25 protein-coding genes are annotated in these 24,582 nt (G+C 54.3%); 8 read left to right on the top strand and 17 right to left on the bottom strand.

Translation table 11 applies throughout. The features are described 5' to 3' along the window. Positions 1–474: 474 nt before the first annotated feature. From ACODR9_RS21575 to glnA, 14 genes are all read right to left on the bottom strand, one after another. A complete protein-coding gene (locus ACODR9_RS21575) occupies positions 475–2,685 on the bottom strand; it encodes a tetratricopeptide repeat protein (RefSeq protein WP_488812218.1) in 2,211 nt (736 codons plus the stop codon). 18 nt (positions 2,686–2,703) lie between these two features. After that, positions 2,704–3,480 carry a hypothetical protein gene (locus ACODR9_RS21570; RefSeq protein ID WP_488812216.1) on the bottom strand — a complete coding sequence of 259 codons (777 nt, stop codon included), beginning with the start codon at positions 3,478–3,480 and terminating at the stop codon, positions 2,704–2,706. A gap of 11 nt (positions 3,481–3,491) precedes the next feature. Then, positions 3,492–3,770, bottom strand: a complete 279-nt coding sequence (locus tag ACODR9_RS21565; RefSeq protein ID WP_488812214.1) for a hypothetical protein — start codon at positions 3,768–3,770, stop codon at positions 3,492–3,494. A gap of 403 nt (positions 3,771–4,173) precedes the next feature. Continuing rightward, positions 4,174–5,937 carry a DUF927 domain-containing protein gene (locus tag ACODR9_RS21560; protein WP_488812212.1) on the bottom strand — a complete coding sequence of 588 codons (1,764 nt, stop codon included), beginning with the start codon at positions 5,935–5,937 and terminating at the stop codon, positions 4,174–4,176. Beyond that, positions 5,924–6,952, bottom strand: coding sequence for a DUF7146 domain-containing protein (locus ACODR9_RS21555; RefSeq protein WP_488812210.1), 1,029 nt, complete (start codon positions 6,950–6,952; stop codon positions 5,924–5,926). Before ACODR9_RS21555 ends, ACODR9_RS21560 begins: the two co-directional genes overlap by 14 nt. Continuing rightward, the gene (locus ACODR9_RS21550) at positions 6,952–7,302 is read right to left on the bottom strand and encodes a hypothetical protein (RefSeq protein ID WP_488812208.1); all 351 of its coding nucleotides are present in this window, start codon (positions 7,300–7,302) and stop codon (positions 6,952–6,954) included. Before ACODR9_RS21550 ends, ACODR9_RS21555 begins: the two co-directional genes overlap by 1 nt. Before the next feature lie 10 nt (positions 7,303–7,312). Continuing rightward, positions 7,313–7,657 (bottom strand): DUF1484 family protein, encoded by a 345-nt coding sequence (locus ACODR9_RS21545; RefSeq protein ID WP_488812206.1) that lies wholly within the window; start codon positions 7,655–7,657, stop codon positions 7,313–7,315. Then, complete coding sequence (locus tag ACODR9_RS21540; RefSeq protein WP_488812204.1) at positions 7,654–7,827, bottom strand: hypothetical protein; 174 nt, start codon at positions 7,825–7,827, stop codon at positions 7,654–7,656. Before ACODR9_RS21540 ends, ACODR9_RS21545 begins: the two co-directional genes overlap by 4 nt. Positions 7,828–8,194: 367 nt before the next feature. After that, the gene (locus tag ACODR9_RS21535; RefSeq protein ID WP_488812202.1) at positions 8,195–8,470 is read right to left on the bottom strand and encodes an Ogr/Delta-like zinc finger protein; all 276 of its coding nucleotides are present in this window, start codon (positions 8,468–8,470) and stop codon (positions 8,195–8,197) included. An 11-nt stretch (positions 8,471–8,481) separates the two neighbouring features. Beyond that, positions 8,482–8,694, bottom strand: coding sequence for an ogr/Delta-like zinc finger family protein (locus ACODR9_RS21530; protein ID WP_488812200.1), 213 nt, complete (start codon positions 8,692–8,694; stop codon positions 8,482–8,484). Continuing rightward, positions 8,691–9,404 carry a hypothetical protein gene (locus ACODR9_RS21525; RefSeq protein WP_488812198.1) on the bottom strand — a complete coding sequence of 238 codons (714 nt, stop codon included), beginning with the start codon at positions 9,402–9,404 and terminating at the stop codon, positions 8,691–8,693. The genes ACODR9_RS21530 and ACODR9_RS21525 overlap by 4 nt, the downstream gene beginning before the upstream one ends. 18 nt (positions 9,405–9,422) lie before the next feature. Further along, entirely contained in the window at positions 9,423–9,635 is a 213-nt protein-coding gene (locus tag ACODR9_RS21520; protein ID WP_178971994.1) for a helix-turn-helix transcriptional regulator, read from the bottom strand. Positions 9,636–10,272: 637 nt separating this feature from the next. Next, the gene (locus ACODR9_RS21515; RefSeq protein ID WP_488812196.1) at positions 10,273–11,556 is read right to left on the bottom strand and encodes a tyrosine-type recombinase/integrase; all 1,284 of its coding nucleotides are present in this window, start codon (positions 11,554–11,556) and stop codon (positions 10,273–10,275) included. Between the two features lie 180 nt (positions 11,557–11,736). Further along, positions 11,737–13,155 carry a type I glutamate--ammonia ligase gene (gene glnA, locus ACODR9_RS21510; protein ID WP_159875135.1) on the bottom strand — a complete coding sequence of 473 codons (1,419 nt, stop codon included), beginning with the start codon at positions 13,153–13,155 and terminating at the stop codon, positions 11,737–11,739. Positions 13,156–13,439: 284 nt separating this feature from the next. On the opposite strand from glnA, the gene ACODR9_RS21505 reads away from it, so the two are divergent. The 5 genes from ACODR9_RS21505 to prmC all read left to right on the top strand — a co-directional run bounded on the left by ACODR9_RS21505 (position 13,440) and on the right by prmC (position 17,974). After that, positions 13,440–13,892 carry a rhodanese-like domain-containing protein gene (locus ACODR9_RS21505; protein WP_488812194.1) on the top strand — a complete coding sequence of 151 codons (453 nt, stop codon included), beginning with the start codon at positions 13,440–13,442 and terminating at the stop codon, positions 13,890–13,892. A 126-nt stretch (positions 13,893–14,018) separates the two neighbouring features. Further along, positions 14,019–14,840 carry a shikimate dehydrogenase gene (aroE, locus tag ACODR9_RS21500; RefSeq protein ID WP_488812192.1) on the top strand — a complete coding sequence of 274 codons (822 nt, stop codon included), beginning with the start codon at positions 14,019–14,021 and terminating at the stop codon, positions 14,838–14,840. A 3-nt stretch (positions 14,841–14,843) separates the two neighbouring features. Continuing rightward, the gene (gene mtgA / locus ACODR9_RS21495) at positions 14,844–15,527 is read left to right on the top strand and encodes a monofunctional biosynthetic peptidoglycan transglycosylase (protein WP_488812190.1); all 684 of its coding nucleotides are present in this window, start codon (positions 14,844–14,846) and stop codon (positions 15,525–15,527) included. A 206-nt stretch (positions 15,528–15,733) separates the two neighbouring features. Next, positions 15,734–17,137 carry a magnesium transporter gene (gene mgtE / locus ACODR9_RS21490; protein ID WP_488812188.1) on the top strand — a complete coding sequence of 468 codons (1,404 nt, stop codon included), beginning with the start codon at positions 15,734–15,736 and terminating at the stop codon, positions 17,135–17,137. Between the two features lie 3 nt (positions 17,138–17,140). Next, on the top strand, positions 17,141–17,974 hold the full coding sequence (gene prmC, locus ACODR9_RS21485) for a peptide chain release factor N(5)-glutamine methyltransferase (protein ID WP_488812186.1): 834 nt from the start codon (positions 17,141–17,143) through the stop codon (positions 17,972–17,974). Positions 17,975–18,273: 299 nt separating this feature from the next. Here the strand turns inward: prmC and ACODR9_RS21480 are convergent, their stop codons facing one another. Beyond that, entirely contained in the window at positions 18,274–18,753 is a 480-nt protein-coding gene (locus ACODR9_RS21480; protein WP_488812185.1) for an FKBP-type peptidyl-prolyl cis-trans isomerase, read from the bottom strand. A 138-nt stretch (positions 18,754–18,891) separates the two neighbouring features. On the opposite strand from ACODR9_RS21480, the gene ACODR9_RS21475 reads away from it, so the two are divergent. Beyond that, a complete protein-coding gene (locus ACODR9_RS21475; protein ID WP_488812183.1) occupies positions 18,892–20,025 on the top strand; it encodes a ribosomal protein uL16 3-hydroxylase in 1,134 nt (377 codons plus the stop codon). A 332-nt stretch (positions 20,026–20,357) separates the two neighbouring features. Then, a complete protein-coding gene (locus tag ACODR9_RS21470; protein WP_488812181.1) occupies positions 20,358–20,582 on the top strand; it encodes a hypothetical protein in 225 nt (74 codons plus the stop codon). Positions 20,583–20,637: 55 nt separating this feature from the next. On the opposite strand, the gene bamC is transcribed toward ACODR9_RS21470, so the two are convergent. Together bamC and dapA are read right to left on the bottom strand one after the other, a co-directional pair. Continuing rightward, positions 20,638–21,801, bottom strand: a complete 1,164-nt coding sequence (bamC, locus tag ACODR9_RS21465; protein WP_488812179.1) for an NlpB/DapX family lipoprotein — start codon at positions 21,799–21,801, stop codon at positions 20,638–20,640. Between the two features lie 25 nt (positions 21,802–21,826). Further along, a complete protein-coding gene (gene dapA, locus ACODR9_RS21460) occupies positions 21,827–22,702 on the bottom strand; it encodes a 4-hydroxy-tetrahydrodipicolinate synthase (protein ID WP_488812177.1) in 876 nt (291 codons plus the stop codon). Positions 22,703–22,876: 174 nt separating this feature from the next. Between dapA and ACODR9_RS21455 the strand changes: the two genes are divergently transcribed. Beyond that, positions 22,877–24,508, top strand: coding sequence for an ABC-F family ATPase (locus tag ACODR9_RS21455; protein ID WP_488812175.1), 1,632 nt, complete (start codon positions 22,877–22,879; stop codon positions 24,506–24,508). Positions 24,509–24,582 lie beyond the last annotated feature (74 nt).

The raw sequence follows: 24,582 nt of genomic DNA, 5'->3' as shown, positions 1-24,582 counted from the left end.
CAAGGGAGATGAAGCCAACCATAATCATTTAGTTGATTATTGTTGTTGGCGTAGCTTGATGCTATCGGTTAGTCACTTTTGCATAATTATTAAAGCAATAGCCAGCACCAAAACACAGTCGGGGGCTTCCTGTTTATTTATATAGATGGAACGGAATTTTTTAACGAACGGCGTGGTAAGCCTGCGTAGAGTATCGCTCCAAAGGTTTGTTATTAAGCTGGAAATTTATCTTTAAAATATAGGTAAAAAATAGAGGGTGAAAATAATTCTGGTGTTTATGCTATTTTGTATTTATGGCATGTGCTGCCGGATTAAAATATTGTCATGGAGGAGTTTTAATAAGTTTCAATACAAGCTATTTTTGGTGGGGTTGGATTTAGTTTAATCGCCTAGGTATTTATATATCGTTAAGGTGAATTAATATAAAATCATCGGCAATTACATTTCATGGGTATTGAAATGTAATTGCTCTTTTTATGGCTTAAAGTGGTTTGTTAGGGTTGAGTGAAATTGACCCAGTTGCTCTCTGTTGATGTTTCGATGTGCATCGCTATTAATAATTTTTTCAATTAGTGATAGCATTTCAATGCCAATCCGTTTCAGTTTTATTTTCACTATTGCGGCGGTTAGCTGGTCTTTCCAGTCCATATTGTTTGCGAGCAGTAATAGAGATTCCCATAAATACAATTCAGAATTTTTTGGGCATTCATTAATTGATAATTTAATTAATTTGAGTGAATTTTCATACTCTTCCCGGTGTAGGTCTAGTCTCGATTTAACGTAGTTAATATAATATTTGCAGTGTGGTAAATCAGAGGCGGTTTGCAAATCAGATGCTGCTTCATCTAATAGGTTCTGATAAATTTTACCATATGCTCTATTTGCAAAATATAAACTGTCCTCGTGATAGCTTATTGCCTCATTGTATTTTTTAATGGCCTCTGGGTAATTCATCATATTTAACAGGGCACATCCAGTGTGATCCAGTACCACAGCCACTTCGATCTTATTGTTTATTTTTTCAAATTTCTTTTTTGCAATTGAAAAGCATCTCAATGAATAATTAGCTTCAAACTGATCTGCAGCGATATCTCCAAGGGCCCTAAAGCACCTCGCAACTCCGATTCTATCATTGCTGTCGGCAAATTTTTTAATTGATGCCTGCACTATTTTTTTTGACTCAGCAAAATTACCTTCCTGTCTCATTAAATCAGCAATTAAAAGATCGACTTGAGCTATACCTAGCGGCTTACTCTTTTCCTTATATGTTTCTCTAGCTGATGAAAATAGAGTTTTTGCCTCCTCAAGTTTAAACTCTCTAACTCTTGCTTCGCCTAATTTTATTTTTACTTGCGAAATCCCAATATCATTCTTCATGTCAGTATATAATGACAAGGCAAAATTTAAATATTCAATTGAATTTTCAGTTTTATAATTTGCAGCATATACTCCGGCAAGTCCAAGCATACAGCTAGCTTCACCGCCCCTGCTTTTTAGTGCTCTATTTATTCTCAGAGAGGAGCTGTAATGCGACTCGGCCAAGTCTGTATGTCCAAGCGTTATTTCAATATCTCCCAAGGTTTTAATGCAATTAGCTTCGCCGATTCTTTCGCCACACCTCTGATAAATCTTCAATGCCGATTCAGTGTATGCTCTAGCTTGAGGGTGGTTGCTGGTCTGTAGGAAAATACGCCCACCTGCATAAATGCAATTTGCCTGTCCAATTTCCTCTTTATGGGACTTAAATATCTGTAGGGCGGCATCGTAATGACTCTTGGCAAGAGGCCAATGCGCCATCGTTTCATATACCGTTCCTAATGTTTGAATGCAATTGGCCTCACCAATTGTTTCATTTTGCTTTCTATATATCTGAAGTGCTTTTTTCAGAGAAGAAATTGATTTATTTAAGTCGGCCATGGAAAGATAAACTTGGCCAAGTAAATGGAAGCAATTGGCAATTAATATTTGATCACTTAATGTGTCATAGGATAATGCTTTTAATGAGTTTGCCTCGGCTTCAATTAGGCTGCCTTGTCTACGCGCTTGTTCACCTCGCATATAATAGGCCCAGGCAGTTGAATGTATAGATATTTTCTCGTCATCAGTTGAGGAAAGAATTTTACTGATTAGAGAATCAAGCTCCGCATACTGAAATGAATTTGATAATTTCGTGCTAGTAACTATAAAAGCTCTATCGGCTGCTTTTTCTTTGGCAATAAGGCTATGGTATATTGATTCAATACGCCACATTGCATCATTCGAGTGGAATTTTCGTCCCCAAACTGCAATTTTTCTACTAATATTGCGATATCTATTTTTCTCAGTCATCCACATTTGTGCTTGCAATGCATTTTTTGTTTTCTCGTGCATATACCACAATCTATGGGGATCAAAATTTTTTACATTTTCTTTATTTATCAAATAGTCTTTTGAGTCGCCTCCCTGAGAGTGCAGCTCAATATATGACTGAGAGCATATTTGATAAAACTCTTCCTGTGTAATCTTTTCTTCCAAAATCCAATTTAACATATCAAAATTGAATTGATTTGGTATGGCGCAAATCTTGATGGTGTTTTGTATCTTTAAAGGCAATTGACCGATACTAAACTCTAACGTTATCAACGCACGTTCTTCATCAGTTTTGGCTGATGCCAGCATTTTTATCAGGTCATCAATTATAAGCATTGCATCATGTCCTTCAATTTAAAGATCGGGAAGGCCTTTAATAATTTTCATAATCTCTGACGGACTGCCATTTAAAACATGGCACAATGCATGCATCCATGTGAGAGGTGGGTCTTCTAATGTTTTCTTTTTCATTTCTTCCAGTACGGGTAGCCATTCCCTAGGGTCTTTTACTCCACTTAAAGTATGAGAAATGTGGGAGCTATTCCACTCAATACTAGGTTTTGGCACAATGTTTCCAGCAACAGTGACTCGTATAAAAGGACAATCAGCAGCTCTTGAAAGAAATGGCCCGCTTAGCCAGTTTTGAACTTCATTTGGTGCATTTTCATATGCATCAAAAAATATAAAGACTGGTGATGCCAATCTAGTTATATCATCGAAAAATGCTTGTGTTAACAATGTTTGTCTATATTCTCTTCCTTGAACATCCTCAACATTTAGCGCAAGCTTAATAATATTACTTCGCCCTTCTTGCCTAATGTTGGTGAGATTAATTTCCGGTTTTTTTGCGGAAAGATCTTGTACGCACTTATCAAATTCAGGTAAATTTTCCCATCCTATCCTGGTCACGGCGCGTAAAAATATTTCATCTACGCTAACGCTGTTCTGTCTTAATTGAATAGTTATATAATGCGCGCCAGAGGGGAGCGAGCTAATGCAATTGGTTAAAAGTGACGTTTTGCCAAAACCACTACTGCCAGCAATTAGAAATATGTTGACAAAGCCATCGCCATTAACTAGTTCCTGAAACGACTTGCGTTCTAGATGGTAGTTAGCAAGAGGAGTATGCATAATTATATTAATTACTTGCCAATATCAATGGTATTGTTTTTTTTGGATTTTTGATTAACATCTTTAATGTTAATTGATGTTGATTTTATCTTAATTTCATTAGACCCATCTTTGGAATCTTGTTTAATATTTTTTAAATTAATTGAATCTATGTCATGTGTCTTGAATTCAGATTTAAAATTAAATAACTTTAAATGACCAGATTTAATTCTATTTTTTATGTAATAAATAACAAGACAGCAAAGAATAAAAATCGCAATTATTGCAATGATAAGTATTTGGTCACTCATTATTACTCCTTTAATAGAATTTAGATTTAATCAAATATTAATACGAATAGTATTGTTTTGATTATATGTCATGGTATATGTTGAACCAACGATATGCATTTTGCAAATCGAATTCTAGCTAACCGTCACGTATGAAGCAAAACCCGCCGCCAATGCCGCCAACACCGCCAGCTCATGTCTAAGTGATTGATTTGTAATGATTAAGTTGTTGGCGGTTGCGCCAAGCTTGCCGCCAACAGCCACCCTGAAACCGCCAACTGGGCGGGAGGGGGTGGATTTCAGACGTGACTACCGCCAACACCGCCAACTCACCGCCAACAAATAAACCTATATAAATCAATAAGGTTACATAAGAGTTGGCGGGTTGGCGGTGTTGGCGGCAGTTTTTTCCTTACGTGAGAATTTACCCCCCTTCTTCCTCCTCGCCCGGCATGACTTGGTACAGGTGCATGCGATACACCTGGCCAATGCTTTTGCCGCCGTTCACCGTCCAGGCGTCGCGGCCTTTGGGGCGGTCCAGCATTTCCGCCTTGTGCAGCACTTCGCAGGCTCTCCGTGCCTCGTATCCGGCAATCACTTCGGATTTGAATGCACCCGGCGTCACCATGAAGATGGGTTCGCCGGTAGAGGTGTAGCGTTTGTAGCCCATCATGTTGTGCACCACCGGGTCGTCATCACTCATGGGCAGCAGTACAAAGCGCGAGAACTGGCTGGCTTGCAGTACGGCAATGGCCTGTTCGATTAGGCGGGCGTCGTCGCGGTCTTCGATGCCAAACGCACCCATCCAGCGCTGCCAGGTGGTTTCCACCCCGTTGATGGCTTCGGCTTCCGTCCAGCCGGTCAGACCGGCAGCGCTGGCCATTTCTGCCGCAGCGGACAGGATGGCGAATTTGCGCGTGGCGCGGCGTACCGTAGGGGCGGCTCCTTCCGGCACAGCTGCCAGCATGCGCTGCTGGGCCTTCTCCACCCACTGCACGGCTTCTGTCCGGTGGTCTTGCAGCCAGGCCACAAAGGCACGGCCCAGCGTGCCGTAATGGCTGCGCGCCTGGCGGGTGAGTTCATCGGCAAACACTTCGCCATTCTTGCGGCCATGGATGTAGTCGAAGGCCCGGTAAGCGCCGCTATCGGCGGGAATGTCGAGCAGGCGTATTTCCTGTCCGCCCCGTGGGGTTTGTCCGCCTTCGGTCAGGTACTGACTCATGGCCACTTCGCCGGTAGAGATCATGGCCAGTTTCCACGAGCGGGCGGTGCGGTTGCCGCCATCCTTCGCGCCTTGCAGCTTCGAGACGCCGTTGAGCATGCTGTAAATGGCCGGACCGATCTTGCGGGCATCACCTGACCCCACTTCGTCCAGGTACATCAGCATGTCATTACTGGCCTCGGCTTCATTGGTCAGGCCCAGCGCGGTGCCGGACCAGGTATGCAGCAGCCGTTGCGGGTCGCCCCACACGCTGGCGGCGGTATCGGCGCAGGTACTCTTGCCGGATGAGGAGTTGGTGTACAGGTGCAGGCCAATGCCATCCCGCGCCCCGCATAAGGCCAGCAGGGGGCCAGCCAGCGCGCAGGCAATGGCAGTGATGGCCAGCGGGTTGCCCTGGGCCAGCGTGCCTACCGTTTCTTGCCAGCTATCCAGCGTGCCGGCGGCAAAGTAGGCGCTGGCATCCTTGGGGTGGCCATTGAAGTGCATCTTGCGGTTTGGCGTGCCGATGATTTCACCGTTTGGCAATACAAAGGCCCCATGTTGCCAGCCGGACATGGTGACAATGTCGTGCCACTCGGTGGAGCCTTCCCGCTGCAGCCAGTTGGCCAGCCGGGCTTGCCCGCCGCGGTCGGTGGTGATGGTCAGCCCACCTTTGCGCAGCATGGCCCAGCCCACCCGCTCGCCAATGTCGGCATTGGGCAGGGCGGTGGTGATGGCTTCGCGGTTGCCCTGGCGGTGCCATCTGACAATGCGGTGATGATTGCCGTCGCTATCGGTGCCGCAGCCCAGTAGCTCCACCGGGTCGCACAGCCATTCGGCAGGCTGTTCGATCAGTTCGCCAGTATCGCGGTCGCGTTTGACGGCAATGTAATGCACACCGTTGGCCGTCACCTCATAGCGTGGCCCAGCCGCATAAACGGGGGCGGCGGCCGCCAGCTTGAGCACTTTCTTGTCAGCGCTGCCCATGTTGTTCTCCTTGCGTGTTCATGACATCCAGCCAATCACTGTCCGGCCGCTCTGGAATCAGCACATGCACCTGTCTACCTTCCCCTTGCAGGCGCTTGGCCAGGCGGCGGGCGGCATTCTGCCCGGCTTGATTGGTGTCGTTGTCGGCCATCACAAACACGTCGTTCACGGTGTCTGGCAATCGGGCATGCGACAGGCCCCACGCTGACAGTGCCGCCCAGCAGGGCAGGCCGCTGCCTTGCTGTACGGCCAGCGCGGTTTCGATGCCTTCGGCCAGGGCCAAACGGCCTTGCTGGGGCGCACTCAGCTGGATAGCCGCGCCTTCCAGTTCACCGGCCCGGCCTATTACCAGTTTTTTGACGGGCAAGGCTTCGCCAGTGGCCGGATGGTGCAGCACCGCCTTGTGGCCATCGGCGGTCAGCCAGGTGCGATGCAGGCCCACCAGATGGCCATCAGGCGCTTTGACTGCCGCCAGCATGGCCGGGAAGTGGCCCAGCTTTACCGGTTTGCCATGGTGGGTGACCCAGTAAGGCAAGGCCGGGTGAAAGCGCAGGGCGGCGGGGTATTGCGGCAGGACAAGGCCACGCCGGGCCAGATAGCGGCCCACCGGGTCAGCGGCTGTTACCGGTTTGGCGGCATGCCACAAACGCACGATCTGGGCGCGCAAGTCCTGGCTGTTGGCGACGGGCCGGGGTGTGGCCACCGCCACTGGTCGCGGTGCAGCCCCTTCCTCTCCGCCCAGTACCCTGGCCACCGCCTGGGCGGCGGACAGGAAAGAACAATTCAGCCAGTGCTGAACCAGCACAAAGCCATCGCCTCCAGCGCTATCCAGCGCCCGGCAGACAAAGCGGCCACGGTCTTTGTCTATCCACTGGAAACGGTCATGGCCACCGCAGGCCGGGCATGGCTGATTGCGGCGGGTGGCCAGCACTTCTGCCGGAATCCCCAGCGCGTTGAGAATGTCGGGCCAGCGGCCATGTGCCTGCTGGCGCAGGTGGGCAAGATCGAGTTTCATCACAGGCCCCCTTTCGGGATGGGCCGGTACTGCATCAGCAGGCTGGCGCGGATGCGCAGGCGCTCGGTGATATTGGCCAGCAGGGCGGTGCGTTCTTCCGGGGTGAGCATGGGCAGCGCGTCATCCAGCGCCGGGCGCAGGGTGGCAAAGAAGCCATCCAGTACGGCAGCGTCAGCCTGTACCTGCTGGTAGCTGCTGATGTCCTGGCGGTCGCGGAAGGTCAGTACCGTGTCCAGCAGTTCCAGGGCGCGCAGGTGGCCTGATTGATAGGCCCAATCGTGCAGGGTGCGGGCAGCAGACAAGCCGGGGGCGGCTCGCCCGGATTTCGGGAGAGTGGATTTCTGTTTCATGATCTGCCCCTTAGAGGAGTTGGCCGATGTCGGCGCGGGCGTGGCTGATTTGTTGCTGCAGCGGGGTCAACAGCCCGGCCAGCTGGTTGGCTGGCAGTGGCTTGTCCTCGGCGTGGTGCAGCAGATCGAGCAGCCCTTGCAGGCCGTCACCGGAGCGGGCCAGGGTGTGGACGCCCTCGGCAATGGTGTGTTCGATGGTCTGGCACAGGCGGGTCAGCTGGCTGAGGGAGTCACGCAGCGAGGCATGCTCGGGCTGGCTGGCCAGGGTATGCAGGCGGCTGAGTTCGCTTTGAATGGTGGCCAGCGCCAGATGGGCGGCGGGAACGGCCTGGCTGAGAAGGTGCAGGGTGTTCATGCCAGTACCTCCACAGCGAAACCGGCAGCAGTGCGATGAAACACGGCGCGACGACCTTGTGCCACCAGCAGCGCAGACAAAGCGCGGGCTTCGGCTTCGGACGGCAAGACAGATACAGGCGTGGTAACAGCAGGGAACAGGCGCGACAGGGCGCGGGAAATGCTAGGCATGGTATGCCTCCTATGTCTGGATTTAACCAGCCTCCCCGAGACCAATCGGGGGTGGGCCAGCACATGATCGGATTGGTCTACCGGGACATAGGAACCGGCGCATCCGAGGATGCTCCGACCACGGCCAGCCCATAGAAAAGGACGTACCAATGGTAAGTAACGGACAAAAAAAATGCCGCAAGGCGGCTGTCCGCCTATGTCGTTCGGGAGACCAATCCCGGTGCCGCTATTGAACAGCACGCCGCCATTGTTAGGCCGTGGCTTCGGCTTGTCAATACAGTGGATATGCGTAGACATGGAATGTGACTCAGATTCGCAGGGCCAACAGGTGGCCAGGGTAAGGCCCGGATGGCTCCGGGCCTGTGGCTTACAGCAAGGTGTGACGCAGCTTGCCGGGCGAGTGCGTCACCGCCGTGATGGCCGGTTTCTCGGTCAGCACCATGCGGCGCACCTGGTTGGCCGGGATGGCTTCTGCCGGATGTACCGGCTTGGCCAGCGTGCGCGGCTCACCTTCCAGTGTCTTGTACTGGTGGCAGCAGTCATCGTTGGTGCAGTTGTAGTAAGTCTCTTTGGTGGTGGGAGACAGCATGCGGCTGGTGCGAACACGCGACGATGCGCCACACAGCGGGCAAGGAAATGCCATGGAGCCCTCCCTTAGCAGTCGGTGACATCGGTGGGCAGGGCATCGCCCTGGCTAAATGCGGTCAGGCCGGGCCGCAGGCCACGGGTCAGCAGCAGTTCACCGCGGAAAGTGTGCTTGCAGCGCTGATTGCTGCAGGCAAAGCGCAGGACATGACGTTCAGAGCTATAGGCTTCGGCAGCGGTTTCGCGGGCCGGGCTGTGGCAGTGGGGGCAGTTGATCTTCATGCGTCCAGCTCCTCTTTACGCTTGGCCATCTCAATCCGGCGCTTGTGGGCAGCCATCGGGGTGAATTCAGCGGCCTCTCGCAAGCCGTCTTGCCAGGGCAGCGCCTGCATGACCGGTTCCTGGCTGGTATCCAGCTTGAAGCTGCTCATGCGTTGCTTGATCTGCAGCGATAACTTGGTCGTGATGGCATCAATCGCAAACTCATGGCCCCGCTGTTTCCACTCGGCAAAGCGGCCTTGCCGGTTCAATACGTCCTCCTGCATGGCAATGGCGGCCAACAGCGGCTCCAACTGATTCAGCGCCTCTTCCATCCGTCCTTCGGCCAGCGTGGCCAGTGCGTTGGCGCGTTTGCTGATGTAGCTGCTCCCGGCTTCGAGCATGCTGATTTCGGCTTCATCGCGGGCCAATTCCAGTTCCTGCAGAAAGTCGCGGAAGTCTTCGGCCTGGCTGTAGGCGGCCCGTTCTTCAGCACGGAGTGCCTGCAGTTCTTTGGTGTTCTTGCCCATCACCTGGCGCAGCAGGGCGCGGGCTTGTTCCTTGAACCCTTTGGCGCTGGTTTCTGCGGCGTCGGCGGCAGCGCTTTGCTGATTGAGCAATGCAGTCTTGGCTTGCCAGTCCTGGCGGTGGCGCAGGTAGTCGGCCATGGCGGCTTCGGCTTCGGCCAGTTGTGCGGTCAGCGTGGAGTTCATCACTGAGTTGGAAAGGTGCATGAGTGTGACTTTCTGGTTTTATTGTTGACGGGCGGCGATGCGGCTGGCCATCCAGCTTTCGATTTCGGTGGATACCCAAGCCACCCCCTTGCCGCCCAACGGCACAGAGGCCGGAAAACTGCCGCGCTTGATGGCGTCGTACAACGTCGAGCGCGACAGCCCTGTTAGACCCATGACTTCCGGCAGGCGCAAGAAACGGGTGGGCGTGGTTGGGAGGAGGGATGGCGGCATGGTGTGTCCTGTTGTCGTTGGTTGGATGGCGTCGGCGTAACCCGGATGTGTCGGGGAACGGGTGCAGTATCCCGAAAACAAAACGGCTTGAAACGCGAAGCCCGTTGTATGGAAGCGCCATACAACAAGCCCCCGAAAAGCGGCAGAAAATCACCCACACATCACCCGCTCAGGCGGGTGGAATCGTCGGACCGTACAGCGGTGGACGTAACAGGACGCCAGCGGATCAATAAAGCGATGTGTCCGAGAACGTCCAGCAGGGAAAGCGGGAAATCACCCGAAGCGGGTGCATGAATCTGCATGAAAGTGCATGAAAACGCATGATTCGACAGAGGGGAAAAGGCCACGACAAAGCCCGGCTGGGCGGGCTTTGCGGGGAATCATGCAGGTGCATGATTTGAGGCACATGAAGACCGGGGGCGAGGCGGGGCTTCGATTGCGCGCGCTGGGGGCTGAGGGTGGTGGATTGCGGACGCTATGGCCACTAGAGCGTGGCGATCGGGGCAGCAGTGAGTCAGAGAGTGCCAATGAAGGGGCGTTGCGGCAGGGGGCGTTTGTGGGGCATCTGTGGCATGCCGTAATCTTGCGTCAGACAGAAATAAAGCCCGGTAGACCGGGCTTTGGTGAAATCACATTCTTACGCCAATTTTCTGAACGCAGCTTGTATCACGGTCTGCTCATTCATGGTTTTATCCAGGAAATCTGCCCAGGACTGCAGCATGGCCAGGCGTTGCTCTTTGTACTGTGCATGTGCATAGACACCGGCAATACCGGGAATCGCATGGCTAAGTGCTGCCTCTACCACCTCAGGTAAGTGGCCCATTTCCCGGAGTTGTGTGCTGGCGGTATGGCGGTGGTCGTGAATCACATAGTCTTCAATTTTCGCGGCGTTGATTGCTGCAGCATGCGCACCATTAAGATTATTACCATTCATGGCACGTCTGGGATTTGTAGGCATGGGCATTACCCATTCGCTGCTATTACCCAGTCGCCGCAGCTCTTGCAGTATTTCAATGGCTTGCCGTGGCAGAAAGACGCGATGTTCTTTTTTGGCTTTCATCCTCTCTTTTGGAATCAGCCACTCGCCCGCTGCTAAATCAAATTCATTCCAGTTGGCTTCAACCAATTCATTTTTCCGCAAAGCTAGCATCAGCAAGAGATGCAGTGCCAGCTTGTACCCACGATAGCAATCAACCTGGTACAGCGCCGAAAGATAGCGGCGGATATCTGGAATCGTAAGCCAGCGTGTTCGTTTTCCTCGTTGGCCGATACGCATTGCTTTGATCTGCTGTGCCGGATTGTGATTGCACCAAGTATGCTCAAGCGCATAGCCAAAAATACGTGTTGCCCAGCCGTGTGCACCAAGTGAAGCCTGCACGCCTCTGCGCTCACGCACGTCGTAAAGCAATTCCCGCAGCATCGGGGCGTCAATGTCTTCTAGGGCCAAGTTACCAATTTTCGGTTCTAGGTGAAGCCGCACTGGTGCAAATCCTTTATCGGGATGTTTCCAGTTGTGATCTACCCAGTCATTTTTATAGCGTTCTGCTGCTTGGGAAAATGTCATTCGGGCCGCTTGCTTTGCTGCGAGTGCCAATTGATATTGCGCGGCCTCGATTTCCATCCTGCTATGACCGGCAAGAATCATGCGGCGGGCTTCGTCACTATCGAGTAGCTCCGCTGGGTGCTGGCCCAGTTCTAGTAGCTGCTTGGCAAAGGCATGTAGCTTGCGGGCGTCAGCCAGGCCGATGGCAGGGTAGTTGCCGTAGTTGAGCTTGTACTTGCTGCCGTTGAGTCTGAATTGATAGATCCACGTCTTGGTGCCTTTGACACGAATCAGCAGATTGAGGCCGTTGCCATCGGATAGCAGTTGTTCCTTGCTGTCCGGCTTGGCCCTGCTGCATTGCAGCTCTGTCAGTGCCATTTTTTGCCCCCGTTTTTTTGCAAAATTTGGACAGAGTGTAAAGTAGGGGCGAAACGGGGGCAATTTGAGCTGGCTTTGGCTGGATTTTGTCGGATTGTGTCGGACATGAAAAAACCCGCAAAGCCTTAAGCCGTGCGGGTTTTCTGGACTTCGTCGGACGTCCTCAGACGTCTTTCCGAATCACAGCGAGTAGTACATCGCAAATTCAACCGGGTGGGTCGTCATGCGGGTCAGGTTCACTTCCTGCATCTTCAGTTCGATGTAGGCGTCAATCCATTCGTTGGAGAACACACCGCCACGGGTCAGGAAGTCGCGGTCTGCATCCAGGGCTGCCAGGGCTTCGTCCAGGCTGGCGCACACGGTCGGGATCAGCTTGTCTTCTTCCGGCGGCAGGTCGTACAGGTTCTTGTCAGCAGCATCGCCCGGGTGGATCTTGTTCTGGATACCGTCCAGACCAGCCATCAGCAGTGCGGAGAAGCACAGGTACGGGTTAGCCAGCGGATCCGGGAAACGGGCTTCAATACGACGGCCCTTCGGATTGGCAACGTGCGGGATACGGATGGAAGCGGAACGGTTCTTGGCGGAGTAAGCCAGTTTTACCGGAGCTTCGTAGTGCGGAACCAGACGCTTGTAGGAGTTGGTACCCGGGTTGGTGATGGCGTTCAGTGCCTTGGCGTGCTTGATGATACCGCCGATGTAGTACAGGGCAGTGTCGGACAGGCCGGCGTAGCCGTCACCAGCAAACAGGTTTTTGCCGTCTTTCCAGATGGACTGGTGCACGTGCATGCCGGAACCGTTGTCGCCAACGATGGGCTTGGGCATGAAGGTGGCGGTCTTGCCGTAGCTGTGCGCTACGTTTTGTACCACGTACTTCAGGATCTGGGTCCAGTCGGCACGCTGGGTCAGGGTGCTGAACTTGGTGCCGATTTCCATCTGGCCGGCAGTAGCCACTTCGTGGTGGTGCACTTCAACCGGTACGCCCAGTTCTTCCAGCAGCAGAACCATGGCAGAGCGCAGGTCTTGTGCGGAGTCAACCGGCGGTACCGGGAAATAGCCGCCCTTTACGCCCGGACGGTGGCCGGTGTTGCCACCTTCAAATTCTTCAGCGGAGGCCCAGGCAGCTTCTTCGGACTTGATCTTCACGAAGCAACCGGACATATCGGTGCCCCAGGTGATGCTGTCGAATACGAAGAATTCCGGTTCCGGACCGAAGTAGGCGGTGTCGCCCAGGCCGGATGCCTTCAGGTAAGCTTCAGCGCGCTTGGCGATGGAGCGCGGGTCGCGGTCGTAACCCTTGCCGTCGGCCGGGTCGATGACGTCACACGACATGAACACGGTGGGTTCATCGAAGAAGGGGTCGATCTTGGCGGTGGCCGGGTCGGCCATCAGCAGCATGTCGGAAGCCTGGATACCCTTCCAGCCAGCGATCGAAGAGCCATCGAACGCGTGGCCGTGCTCGAACCATTCATCAGCATCTTCCAGCAGAACGTGTGCCGGGATGGTAACGTGTTGTTCTTTACCACGGGTGTCAGTAAAGCGCAGGTCTACGAACTTGACGTCGTTTTCTTGAATCAGCTTGACTACGTCTGCAACCGCCATGAATGTTCTCCTAAAGGCAACGTGCATCGAAAGCAATATTGCTTGATAAAGATGGTACGCTTCGAATCAAGCATGAAGCGTGCCAGGCTAAGAACGCTAATCTAATCATTGTGTCACAGGGTATCCGGTCCGGCTAGTCATTCGGATTGCACCAAAATGGGATGGTGCATTGTGCGCAAGCACCAATACGGTGCATTTGGTTCATGCGCAGATGGATCGGGCTGCCGGGCCAGCCAGTGAGCATAGCGTGGCACGGCTACATTACACGGAAAGGAAGCTTGGATATGGAACAGTCAGTAATCATTTTGCAAACCGCAGCCGAGCGTGCAGCAAGCCAGCAACTGAGCTATCAGGGGGCGTTGACGCCACCGGAAGCCCATTATTTGACCCAGCATCTGGAAGGGGCGGTGCTGGTGGATGTCCGCAGTGCTGCCGAGTGGCAATTCGTCGGTGTCGTACCTGGTGCGCTGCGTATCGAGCTGCGCACTTTCCCCGGCATGCAGCCCAATCCCCAGTTCACTGCCCAATTGCAGGGCGCAGCAGACAAGGATGCGGTGCTGCTGCTGATGTGCCGCAGCGGTGTGCGTTCCCATGAGGCCGCAGAGCTGGCAGCCGCAGCTGGCTATACCCGGGTTTACAACGTCATGGAGGGTTTTGAAGGTGACAAAGATGCACAGGAGCACCGTGGCAATCTGACCGGCTGGAAGGCCCATGGCCTGCCCTGGGTGCAGGGTTGATCCGTGCTGAATTGTTGGGACAGAGGTATTGACCGGTTGATGTTTATGACTTTACACGGCAAAGTGCTACCTCAGCAGATGAACCGCATAATGCGGTAGCACCACAGGAATCCAAGAAAGCTGATCATGACCAACCGTTACGCCGTCATCGGTAACCCCGTTTCCCATAGCCAGTCGCCGTTTATCCACAGTGAATTTTCCCGTGCCACCGGCGAAGCCGTGCAATACGAAAAGCTGTTTGCCGAATTGGGCAAATTCGACGAAGTGGTTGGCCAGTTCGTACAAAACGGCGGTCTGGGCCTGAATGTCACCCTGCCGTTCAAGGGGGATGCCTTCCGCATGGCGCAGGAAGTGACTGAACGCGCTCGCGCTGCTGAAGCAGTCAATACCCTGACTTTCCGCGATGGCAAGGTATATGGCGACAATACCGACGGCGTCGGTCTGGTGCGCGATATCGTGGAGAATCTCGATTTTCCGATGGAAGGCAAAAGCATCCTCATCCTGGGGGCCGGCGGTGCCGTGCGCGGTGTGCTGGAGCCCATCCTGGAGCAGAAACCGGCCAAGGTCACCATCGCCAATCGCACCTTGATCAAGGCGGAATCCATTGCCCATCATTTCGCCCCCTGGGGTGAGGTGGTCGCCAGTGGCTACGAGGCACTGGAAGGCAAAACCTTCGACATTATCATCAACGGTACTTCCACCAGCCTGCACAACGAAATTCCGCCGCTGCCAGCCAACATCTTTACTGCCCGCACGCTGGCCTACGATATGGTGTACAGCAAGGGTCTCACCCCTTTCCTGAAACGTGCCCAAAGCGAAAACGCCGGCATGCTGGCCGATGGCCTGGGCATGCTGGTGGAGCAGGCTGCCGAGTCCTTCCATATCTGGCGTGGCGTCAAACCGGACACGCGCAAGGTCACCAATATGCTGCGAGAAGTATTGGCCTGATTGATGCGTCTTTTATTCAAGATCATGGCGGTCCTGGTGGCCGCCATTGTGTTGTACAACCTGTGGATTTTCGGTCACATCGTCTACTGGCGCAGTCACAACCCCTCTGCCAGTGCCTTCATGAACGAACAGCTAGCCAAATTGCAGGAAGACGACCCCGAGGCCGAGTTGCGACAGAAATGGGTGCCGTACGCCCAGATTTCTCCCAATCTCAAGCGCGCACTGATTGCTGCCGAAGACGCCAAGTTTGCCGATCACGAAGGCTTTGATTGGGATGGTATCGAGGCCGCATTCGAAAAGAACCTGAAGCAGGGCCATATTGTGGCGGGTGGCTCCACCATCAGCCAGCAATTAGCCAAGAACCTGTTTCTGTCCAGCAAGAAAACACCATGGCGCAAGCTGGAAGAAGCTGCGATTACCGTGATGCTGGAAAAGGTGCTGGATAAACGTCGTATCTTCGAGATCTACCTCAATGTCATCGAGTGGGGGAATGGTGTGTTCGGTGCAGAAGCTGCTGCCCGCTACTACTTCCATACCAGTGCCGCCCGCCTGTCATCAGGTCAGGCCGCCAAACTGGCTGCCATGGTACCCAATCCGCGTTATTACGATGAGCATCGCAATGCTCCCGGTCTGATGAAGAAAACCCGCATCATCCAGCGGCGCATGGCTTTCGCTGATCTCCCCTGATATCGCGCCCCTTGCTGGAAGGCAAGGGGGGCTTCATGTTACAATCCCACTCCTGTTTTTACGTTCTGCCACACCGCAAGGCGTGGTATTGCACATGGACTTACCCAGTTATTCCATAGCCTCTGGCTTCCCTGTTTTTCCTGCTTGATTCTCGCCGTCACGACCGTGTAGCCCTGTCTCCGTCGCCACGGCGGAAGGAGTTGTGCTTGTCGGTTATCGAAAAAAAACAAACTGCTGAACGATTGAGTGAGAGCCTGGCCGAGGTGCAAAGGCTGATTGCGCTGCATCAGGAAGATGATGTCATCGCCCCGGCCAACTCACCCGCGCTGGATGAGCTGCAGCTAAGGCTGCAAAACCTGCATCCGGCAGATATCGCCTACATTCTCGAAGCCCTGCCGCTGGAAGAGCGGCTGTTGGTTTGGGACCGCGTCAAGGTGCAGCAGGATGGCGACATCCTGCTTGAAGTTTCCGATGCGGTACGGGAAACCCTGATTGAGTCGATGGCTCCGGACGAGCTGCTTGCCGCAGCACGCCAACTGGATACCGATGAATTGGCAGACCTGGCTGGCGATCTGCCGCGTCAGGTGGTCTACGAAGTGATGGGCGAACTGGACGAAGCCGAGCGCGAGCAGTTGCAATCTGCGCTGTCCTATCCTGAGGGCAGTATCGGTGCTCTGATGGACTTCGAGCTGGTGAAGATCCGTGCCGATGTCAGTTGCGAAGTGGTGCTGCGCTATCTGCGCCGCTTTGATGAGTTGCCGCATCAGACCGACAAGATTTTTGTGCTGGATGCCAATGAAGCCCTATGCGGAGTTCTGCCCTTGCGCAGCCTGCTGGTGGCTGATCCTGAAGCCATGGTGTCGGCCGTGATGGCAACAGAGGTCGTGTCCTTCCAGCCAGAAGACGAGGCGCGAGATGCCGCCCAGGCATTCGAACGTTACGATCTGGTATCCGCCCCCGTCGTCGATGAGCGCGGTGCCTTGATTGGCCGACTGACTGTGGATGAGATGGTCGATGTCATGCGCGAAGAGTCGGACAGCGAAGTCCTTAATCTGGCGGGTCTGAAAGAAGAAGAGGACCTGTTCGCGCCCGTGATCGACTCAGTGAAAAACCGCTGGTCGTGGCTGGCAATCAATCTGTGTACGGCCTTTGTCGCATCCCGGGTGATTGGCGCATTCGAACATTCCATCAATCAACTGGTGGCACTGGCAGCCCTCATGCCCATCGTGGCAGGTATCGGTGGCAACTCCGGCAATCAAACCATCACCATGATCGTGCGGGCACTGGCCATGGGGCAGATGCAGGTAAGTCAGGCCTGGCGTCTATGGCGCAAGGAATTAGGAGTCAGCATCATCAATGGCTTGGTATGGGGGGGTGCTATCGGCCTGATTGCCTGGCTATTGTATGGGCGCCTGTCACTGGGGCTGGTGATGCTGGCCGCCATGACGCTGAACCTGATGCTGGCTGCTACCATGGGTGTGCTGATTCCGTCCCTGATGCAAAAATTCGGGCGCGACCCGGCTTTGGGTTCCAGCGTACTGATTACCGCCTGTACCGACTCCGGCGGATTTTTCATTTTCCTTGGCCTAGCCACCATTTTCCTGCTTTGAATCATGTTGACCATTGAACAGGCACTGCGTTGCCATTCCCTGCCACGTCTTGAAGCACGCATGCTGTTGCAGCATGTTCGCCCTGGCCTGACTCATGCCCGCATGATTGCGGACCCGGACCTGCCGCTTACTGAAGAGGAGTCCGCGTGTTTCACTCAGTTGGCACAGCGCCGTCTGCAAGGCGAACCGATGGCCTACTTGTTGGGTGAACGAGAGTTCTATGGTCGCAGCTTCAAAGTTACGCCTGCGGTGCTGATTCCCCGGCCTGAAACTGAACATCTGGTCGACGCTGCTTTGCAGCGCGTGGGGCAGGTGCCAGCCAACGTGGTCGATCTGGGGTGTGGCAGTGGTGCCATTGCCGTCACGCTGGCGCTTGAGGCAAAAGAATGGCGGGTTCAGGCTGTTGACCTATCCCATGATGCGCTTGCTGTTGGCCGTGACAATGCCGATCGGTTGGGTGCGGTTGTCCGCTTTCATCAGGGGAGCTGGTATCAGCCGCTGGGTGAGCAGTGCGGCTTTGATCTGATTGTTTCCAACCCCCCTTATATTGAAAAGCACGATCATCATTTAGAAGAGGGCGATGTCCGTTTCGAGCCACGCATGGCGCTGACGGATGAGGGGGATGGGCTGGATTGCCTGCGCGAAATCATTGCCGGTGCGCCCGAACGTCTGAAGCCTGGCGGCTGGCTCATGCTGGAGCATGGCTACGATCAAGGCGCGGCAGTGCGCCAGTTATTGCAGCAGGCCGGTTTGCAGGCAGTAGAAACCCTGGCAGACCTGGCGGGACTGGATCGGGTATCTCTGGGGCAGATGCCGACTGTCTTGCTTGCGGTATAAGCGCTGTCGTGGTGTCGCACCTTGTGAAGACAGAGACAGTAAAGCCTGTGTCTTTATCTGGCAGAGGGGCGTGGGGGATTGCCAGCCAACAGTGGTTTTTTTGCCCTGTATCAAGGGGCAGGGTCAATTCCGACGGCATGCTGGCGCCAGTCTGAAAAATGTGATGTTTCTGGAATGATTCCTGCGACAAGTTTCCTGCCGATGGCGCAAGAAAAACTGGCGTCGCCCCCGATCAGCATAGAGATTTGGGGCGACGCCAGCTTTGGCAGGCAATAGCGGGTATTGTCTGGCGTTATTGCTTAGTGGTGGTGGCCATGTGCACCGTGAACGTGGCCGTGGCTCAGTTCTTCGGCGGTAGCGGCACGTACTTCGGAAACCTTGGCGACAAAGCGGATGGTTTGGCCAGCCAGCGGATGGTTGGCATCTACAATGGCTTTGCCATCTGCGATATCGGTGACACGGAACAGCAGCACGTCGCCGGTTTCCGGATCGTCAGCTTCGAACATCATGCCGACTTCGACGTCAGCCGGGAACACGTCCAGATCTTCGACACGTACCAGTTCCTCTTCCGGATCGCCGAACGCATCATCCGGGGTCAGCTTTACGTCGACGGAATCGCCAACGCTCTTGCCGTGCAGGGCTTCTTCAACCAGCGGGAAGATGCCGTCATAGCCGCCATGCAGGTAGGCAATGGGCTCTTCAGTTTTGTCGAGAAGGGTGTTCTCTGCGTCGAACATCTCGTAGTGGAGGGTAACGACGGTATCTTTGGCGATTTGCATCAGAAATTGTCCGGAATGAAATGAAAAACCTTGTCAGGGCGAGGTGCACATTGCGCCCCAGTCCTGCAAGCAATAGTGCGGAATGCCGCTTGAACGTATTGTAAACCATAGAAGGGCCCACAAGCCCGTGAAACTGCCATGAAACCGATGACATTGCTGGGGGGGCTCACCCCCGAAGAGTTTCTCAGCGAATATTGGCAAAAAAAGCCTTTGCTGATCCGTGGTGCGCTGACTGATGTTGGTCCGCATGTTGATTTTAAATGCCTGTCCGAGCTGGCCATGCAAGAGGATGTTGAGTCCCGCCTGATCGAGAACCGCAGCGGAAAGTGGCACCTGGAGCGCGGGCCATTCCGTCCCGCCCGTTTTCGCAAGTTGGGCGAAACCGATTGGACCATCCTGGTACAGAATGTGAACCATCACTTGCCGCACATCGACAAGATACTGTGGCAATTCGATTTCATCCCTTTTGCCAGGCTGGATGATCTGATGATCAGCTATGCACCGCCAGGTGGTACTGTCGGCCCGCATTTTGATTCCTATGATGTCTTCCTGTTGCAAGTAGGGGGCAAGAAACACTGGCAGATATCATCGCAAGCTGATGACGACTTTATTCCGGATGCCCCCATTCGTGTCTTGCAGGACTTCCGTGTGGAAGAGGAATTCGTGCTCGAGCATGGCGACATGCTGTACCTGCCGCCCAAATGCGCACATTACGGTGTTGCGCTTGAGCCGGGCATGACCTATTCCATCGGTTTTCGCGCTGCGCCGACGCAGGAGCTGGCAACACAGTTTCTGGTGTACATGCAGGACCATATCTGCCTGGACGGGCGCTATGCCGATCCCGAGTTGCAACGCCAGCCCGACCCGGCGCGCATCAGTGATGAAATGGTGGAGAAGGTCAGCCAGATGCTGAGCCAGATTACCTGGGATAAGCGGACGGTCAGTGATTTTCTGGGCCATTACCTCACCGAACCGAAGCCACATGTCTTCTATGACTCCCCGGATGAGGAGATGGACGAGGATGCGTTTGCCCAGGAAGTGGCGCGTCACGGAATAGAGCTGGATCGCAAGAGCCTGATTCTGTTTCATGATGCAATGTTCTATTGCAATGGCGAACTTCTCGAAATCGAACCAGGTGATGTTGCGGTGTGGCAACAATTTGCTAATCAGCGACACTTGTCGGCAGGCGACATTAGGCCGTCGTTATTGGATGTGCTGTACGAAGGATATCAATCTGGATATTGGCATTTTCCGCAGTCTGTAGCAAAATAACCACATCAGATGTTCAAATGTACACATGGCAAGGCATCTACCGGCCAAGCATCAGCGTTCAAACGCTCATTTTGCCGGTTATGCTGCGCTGCGGGAGGTTGCTGCGGGATTAGTGGCGTTTTTGCTGGTCTACCCCCCTACACAGCAATTTTTTTCGTGATACAATTTGCGCACTGAAAGATTTTCAGTCGCCCAGTCATTTCCAAATACAGCTTGGGCGATTAAATTGACGTCTTGTTAACTTATCTTTAAAGGTCAAGAAAAAATGAAACAGTCGCTCCTCGTTGCTGCCCTGCTGGCCGTTGCTCTGTCCGCTTGCGGTAAGAAGGCTGATGCTCCTGCTGAAGCTTCCGCTCCTGCTGTTGAAGCTTCCGCTCCGGCTGCTGATGCTTCCGCTCCGGCTGCTGACGCTTCCGCTCCGGCTGCTGACGCTTCCGCTGCTGCTGCTTCCGCTCCGGCTGCTTCCGCTGCTCAGTAATTCAGCGCGAAAGCACCAAAAACCGGCTTCGGCCGGTTTTTTTACGTCCAATGCTTGCTGCTTGCCGGCTGCGCATTGAACAGCGATATAAAAAAAGCCCGCAGATGCGGGCTTTTTGCTTTTCTACTACAGGCTTATTGCAGCTCAGTCTGCAACTTGGACAGTACCGATTTGGCAAAGCTGTCCGATAGCGGCTTGCCTTGCTTGTCCAGTACAGCAAGCGTACTGCTGCCGCTGGCGGCTTCCTTGACCTGGATCCGGTATTCCGGACCAGATGGGTTTGCTTTCTCGTCGGCATCCTTGCTCTTCCAGAATGCCAGGCTGGACCAGAATCCGCCGCCAGAGGATTCATCTTTCTTATCCATCTCGCCCTTGGCAGGCTTGACGAAGTAGAGGCCTTGCGAGCGATCGCGGTCATTGACAACCAGGCCGATACGATCCAGTGCCAGGCCAACACGACGCCAAGCACGATCAAAGCCATCATTGATGTTCAGTTTTCCATCAACAATGCTGTCTTTCGGTTTGTCGGCAACGACCTGGGTTTTCTTGACTGCTGCCTTGGCCTGTTCTTCGGTAATGCCCATGCGGATCATGAAGCGACCCAGCAGCTCGGCTTCCAGATTCGGGTCAACCGGACGCGGCTGCCACATGGTGTCCGATTTGCCTTCGTTGATGAAGGTTTCGTACATGCCACGATGCGAGAAGTAAATCTCGGTGCCATTGGCAGTTTTTTCCAGGCGGATACGGAATTTGTCGCGCTCCGGTGTGGACATGGCTCCGCCAAGGCCAACCGTTTCCATCAGCTTGCGAATGCCATCGGACGGCAGCTTGGCACGGTTTTCCGCCCAGTCGGTTTCCATGATGCCAAGGTCAGGCTCTTCGGTTTTGATGACAAAACCATTTTCCTGCCAGAAGGCTTTCAACACCGGCCACAGCTCTGCAGGGGACTTGCCCTTCACTTCGAGCCAGCGCTGGGTGCCGGCACGTTCCATGGTGATGTTGTCGATGCTGTTGACGGCAACGGTGTTGCCCGTCACGGCAGCCTGAACGGCTGCGGCTTGCTGGGTAGCCGCCACGGAATTGCTGCTGGCCAGGGCAGAAGCACTGCCGGTGGCCGGAATGACATATTTGTTCTGGACTTGCGGCGTGGTCAGGTCTGGCGGCACTTCCAGTGTGTTGCCCGCTTTGGGCGGTTCGGCGGACTTGTAGTCCAGTTTCTTTTCCAGCGGGTTGGAGGTGCTGCAACCAGCGAGAATGCCGGTTGCAAGCAGAATCGCGGCGGGCGCGCTTCGTTTCATGCGGACTCCCTTGTCGTCAGGGGGTTTAAATGAGTTCAGCCTGCTTCATGGCGGCGGTCAACTGCGGACGCAGATTTTCCGACATTACATGAAGGGGAAGGCGGATGCCTGCAGGAATCATGCCCAGCTCTTGCAGTACCCATTTGGCCGGAATCGGATTGGGTTCGGCAAACAGCTGCTTGTGCAGACCTTGCAACTTGTCGTTCAGTTCTCGTGCCAATGCCGCGTTACCGGCAATGGCGGCGTCACACATCTGGCTCATCAGCTTCGGTGCGACGTTAGAGGTGACGGAGATTACGCCATTGCCGCCACACAGCATGAATGCCATGCCGGTAGCATCATCACCGGAGTAAAGCGCGAAGTTTTTCGGAACACGGCTGATCAGGTCGCAAGCGCGACCGATATCGCCGGTTGCATCCTTCAGCCCGATAATGCCGGGCACTTCGGTCAGACGCAGCACGGTATCGTTGTTCATGTCGGCAACGGTACGGCCCGGTACGTTGTACAGGATCACCGGGATGTCGACACTTTCAGCAATTGCGCGGAAATGGCGGTACATGCCTTCCTGCGTCGGTTTGTTGTAGTAGGGCACCACGGAAAGAGTCATGTCGGCACCGGCCTGCTTGGCATGTGCCGCCAGTTCGATGGCTTCGGCGGTGGAGTTTGCCCCGGTTCCGGCAATAACCTTGACGCGGCCTTTGGCCTGTTTGATGACAGCTTCGACGACGGCGATGTGCTCATCAACGGCAAGGGTGGCGGATTCGCCGGTGGTACCGACGGCAACAATGCCGCTGGTGCCGTTGTCGATGTGGAAATCGACCAGGCGGGAGAGAGATTCGAAGTCGACCCGACCATCAGCGGACATCGGGGTGACCAGGGCAACCAAGCTACCGGTAAGCATAGTTCTGCCTATATCTAGGGATGAAGATTCAAAGTCTTCGATTGTAGCGGAATTCCCCTACGGGTCAAAAGCATGTCATCGCATTTGGTGCCAGGCACCGGATTGTCGTGCTGATGTGATAGAATCCACGGTTTTTCCGATACTTACGGCTGGATTGGCTGAAGGATCCCAAGCGTGATTACCACAAGCAATATTACGATGCAGTTTGGCGTGAAACCTTTGTTTGAAAAGGTTTCCGTCAAATTTGGCGAAGGCAACCGTTATGGCCTGATTGGTGCCAACGGTTCCGGCAAATCGACTTTCATGAAGATTCTGGGCGGCGACCTGGAGCAGACCAGCGGCGAAGTGGCCATTGAAAACGGCCTGCGACTGGGTAAGTTGCGTCAGGATCAATTTGGCTACGAAGACCAGCGCGTGATTGATGTCGTGCTGATGGGCCATACCGAGATGTGGGCTGCAATGAGCGAACGCGACGCCATTTATGCCAATCTCGAAGCCACCGAAGACGACTACATGCACGCGGCCGAACTGGAAGCCAAGTTCGCCGAGTACGATGGCTATACCGCCGAGGCGCGCGCAGGCGAGCTGTTGATGGGGGTGGGTATTCCTGTCGAGCAGCATTTTGGCCCGATGAGCGAAGTGGCTCCAGGCTGGAAGCTGCGTGTTTTGCTGGCGCAGGCGCTGTTCTCCAACCCGGATATCCTGTTGCTGGACGAACCGACCAACAACCTGGACATCAACACCATTCGCTGGCTGGAAAATGTGCTGAACGAGCGCAATTCCACCATGATCATCATTTCCCACGACCGTCACTTCCTGAACTCCGTGTGTACCCACATGGCGGATCTGGACTACAACACCATTCGCATTTATCCGGGTAACTACGACGATTACATGATCGCCTCCACCCAGGCACGCGAACGCCAGCTGTCGTCCAACAGTAAGGCCAAGGAACGTATCCAGGAGCTGCAGGAGTTCGTGGCACGCTTCTCGGCCAACAAGTCCAAGGCGCGGCAGGCTACTTCCCGTCTGAAGCAGGTGGACAAGCTGAAGTCCGAGATGGTGGACGTGAAGCCATCCAGCCGTCAGAGCCCGTTTATCCGCTTTGAAACCGACGATCGCTTCAAGCTGCATCGTCAGGCGGTAGAAGTAGAAAGCCTGAACAAAGCCTACGACAACAAAGTGCTGTTCAAGGATATGAGTTTCATCCTGGAAGCCGGTGCCCGCCTGGCGGTGATTGGCCCGAACGGCGCAGGTAAGACGTCTCTGGTCAAGTTGCTGGCTGGTGCATTCGAAGCCCGTCTCGCAGAAGGTCTGACTGCGGACTACGGCAATATCAAGTGGGCGGAAAAAGCGCAGATCGGCTATTTTGCGCAGGACCACGAAGCCGAGTTTGACAGCGACATGACGCTGACCGAATGGATGCGCGAGTGGGGCCAGGAAGGCGACGACGAGCAAGTCATTCGCGGCACACTAGGCCGCCTGTTGTTTGGTGGCGACGAAGTGACCAAGCCGGTGCGCGTACTGTCCGGTGGCGAGAAGGGCCGCATGCTGTACGGCAAGCTGCTGCTGCAAAAGCCGAACGTGATGATCATGGACGAACCGACCAACCACATGGATATGGAGTCCATCGAAGCGCTGAACATGGCGCTGGAAAAGTACAAGGGCACCCTGATTTTCGTGTCGCACGACCGTCAGTTCGTCAGTTCGCTGGCCACCCATGTGCTGGAGCTGGATGGCAAGGGTGGTTATGACTACTACACCGGCAATTACGAAGATTATCTGGCCAGCAAGGGCCTGGAATAAGCGGTAAGTCGCTCTTTCTTCAATGCCTTTGTCTTGTTGGCAGGCAGGCTAGAGCGATTGCTTTACCGACGGGA

The sequence above is a fragment of the Aquitalea sp. FG25 genome, from assembly GCF_057809375.1.
Note: the sequence above shows the minus strand (reverse complement) of the source record. Positions and strands in the feature narration are given on the sequence as shown.

Coding starts and splice junctions, on each gene's coding strand:
- ACODR9_RS21520 (WP_178971994.1), bottom strand. CDS start 9,635: ATGCCGCCATCCCTCCTCCCAACCACGCCCACCCGTTTCTTGCGCCTG.
- ACODR9_RS21470 (WP_488812181.1), top strand. CDS start 20,358: ATGCTCCTGCTGAAGCTTCCGCTCCTGCTGTTGAAGCTTCCGCTCCGG.
- ACODR9_RS21545 (WP_488812206.1), bottom strand. CDS start 7,657: ATGAACACCCTGCACCTTCTCAGCCAGGCCGTTCCCGCCGCCCATCTG.
- ACODR9_RS21560 (WP_488812212.1), bottom strand. CDS start 5,937: ATGGGCAGCGCTGACAAGAAAGTGCTCAAGCTGGCGGCCGCCGCCCCC.
- glnA (WP_159875135.1), bottom strand. CDS start 13,155: ATGGCGGTTGCAGACGTAGTCAAGCTGATTCAAGAAAACGACGTCAAG.
- prmC (WP_488812186.1), top strand. CDS start 17,141: ATGTTGACCATTGAACAGGCACTGCGTTGCCATTCCCTGCCACGTCTT.
- ACODR9_RS21480 (WP_488812185.1), bottom strand. CDS start 18,753: ATGCAAATCGCCAAAGATACCGTCGTTACCCTCCACTACGAGATGTTC.
- ACODR9_RS21535 (WP_488812202.1), bottom strand. CDS start 8,470: ATGGCATTTCCTTGCCCGCTGTGTGGCGCATCGTCGCGTGTTCGCACC.
- mtgA (WP_488812190.1), top strand. CDS start 14,844: ATGCGTCTTTTATTCAAGATCATGGCGGTCCTGGTGGCCGCCATTGTG.
- ACODR9_RS21475 (WP_488812183.1), top strand. CDS start 18,892: ATGAAACCGATGACATTGCTGGGGGGGCTCACCCCCGAAGAGTTTCTC.
- ACODR9_RS21540 (WP_488812204.1), bottom strand. CDS start 7,827: ATGCCTAGCATTTCCCGCGCCCTGTCGCGCCTGTTCCCTGCTGTTACC.
- ACODR9_RS21570 (WP_488812216.1), bottom strand. CDS start 3,480: ATGCATACTCCTCTTGCTAACTACCATCTAGAACGCAAGTCGTTTCAG.
- bamC (WP_488812179.1), bottom strand. CDS start 21,801: ATGAAACGAAGCGCGCCCGCCGCGATTCTGCTTGCAACCGGCATTCTC.
- ACODR9_RS21530 (WP_488812200.1), bottom strand. CDS start 8,694: ATGAAGATCAACTGCCCCCACTGCCACAGCCCGGCCCGCGAAACCGCT.
- ACODR9_RS21515 (WP_488812196.1), bottom strand. CDS start 11,556: ATGGCACTGACAGAGCTGCAATGCAGCAGGGCCAAGCCGGACAGCAAG.
- dapA (WP_488812177.1), bottom strand. CDS start 22,702: ATGCTTACCGGTAGCTTGGTTGCCCTGGTCACCCCGATGTCCGCTGAT.
- ACODR9_RS21565 (WP_488812214.1), bottom strand. CDS start 3,770: ATGAGTGACCAAATACTTATCATTGCAATAATTGCGATTTTTATTCTT.
- ACODR9_RS21555 (WP_488812210.1), bottom strand. CDS start 6,952: ATGAAACTCGATCTTGCCCACCTGCGCCAGCAGGCACATGGCCGCTGG.
- ACODR9_RS21575 (WP_488812218.1), bottom strand. CDS start 2,685: ATGCTTATAATTGATGACCTGATAAAAATGCTGGCATCAGCCAAAACT.
- ACODR9_RS21550 (WP_488812208.1), bottom strand. CDS start 7,302: ATGAAACAGAAATCCACTCTCCCGAAATCCGGGCGAGCCGCCCCCGGC.
- ACODR9_RS21525 (WP_488812198.1), bottom strand. CDS start 9,404: ATGCACCTTTCCAACTCAGTGATGAACTCCACGCTGACCGCACAACTG.
- ACODR9_RS21505 (WP_488812194.1), top strand. CDS start 13,440: ATGGAACAGTCAGTAATCATTTTGCAAACCGCAGCCGAGCGTGCAGCA.
- aroE (WP_488812192.1), top strand. CDS start 14,019: ATGACCAACCGTTACGCCGTCATCGGTAACCCCGTTTCCCATAGCCAG.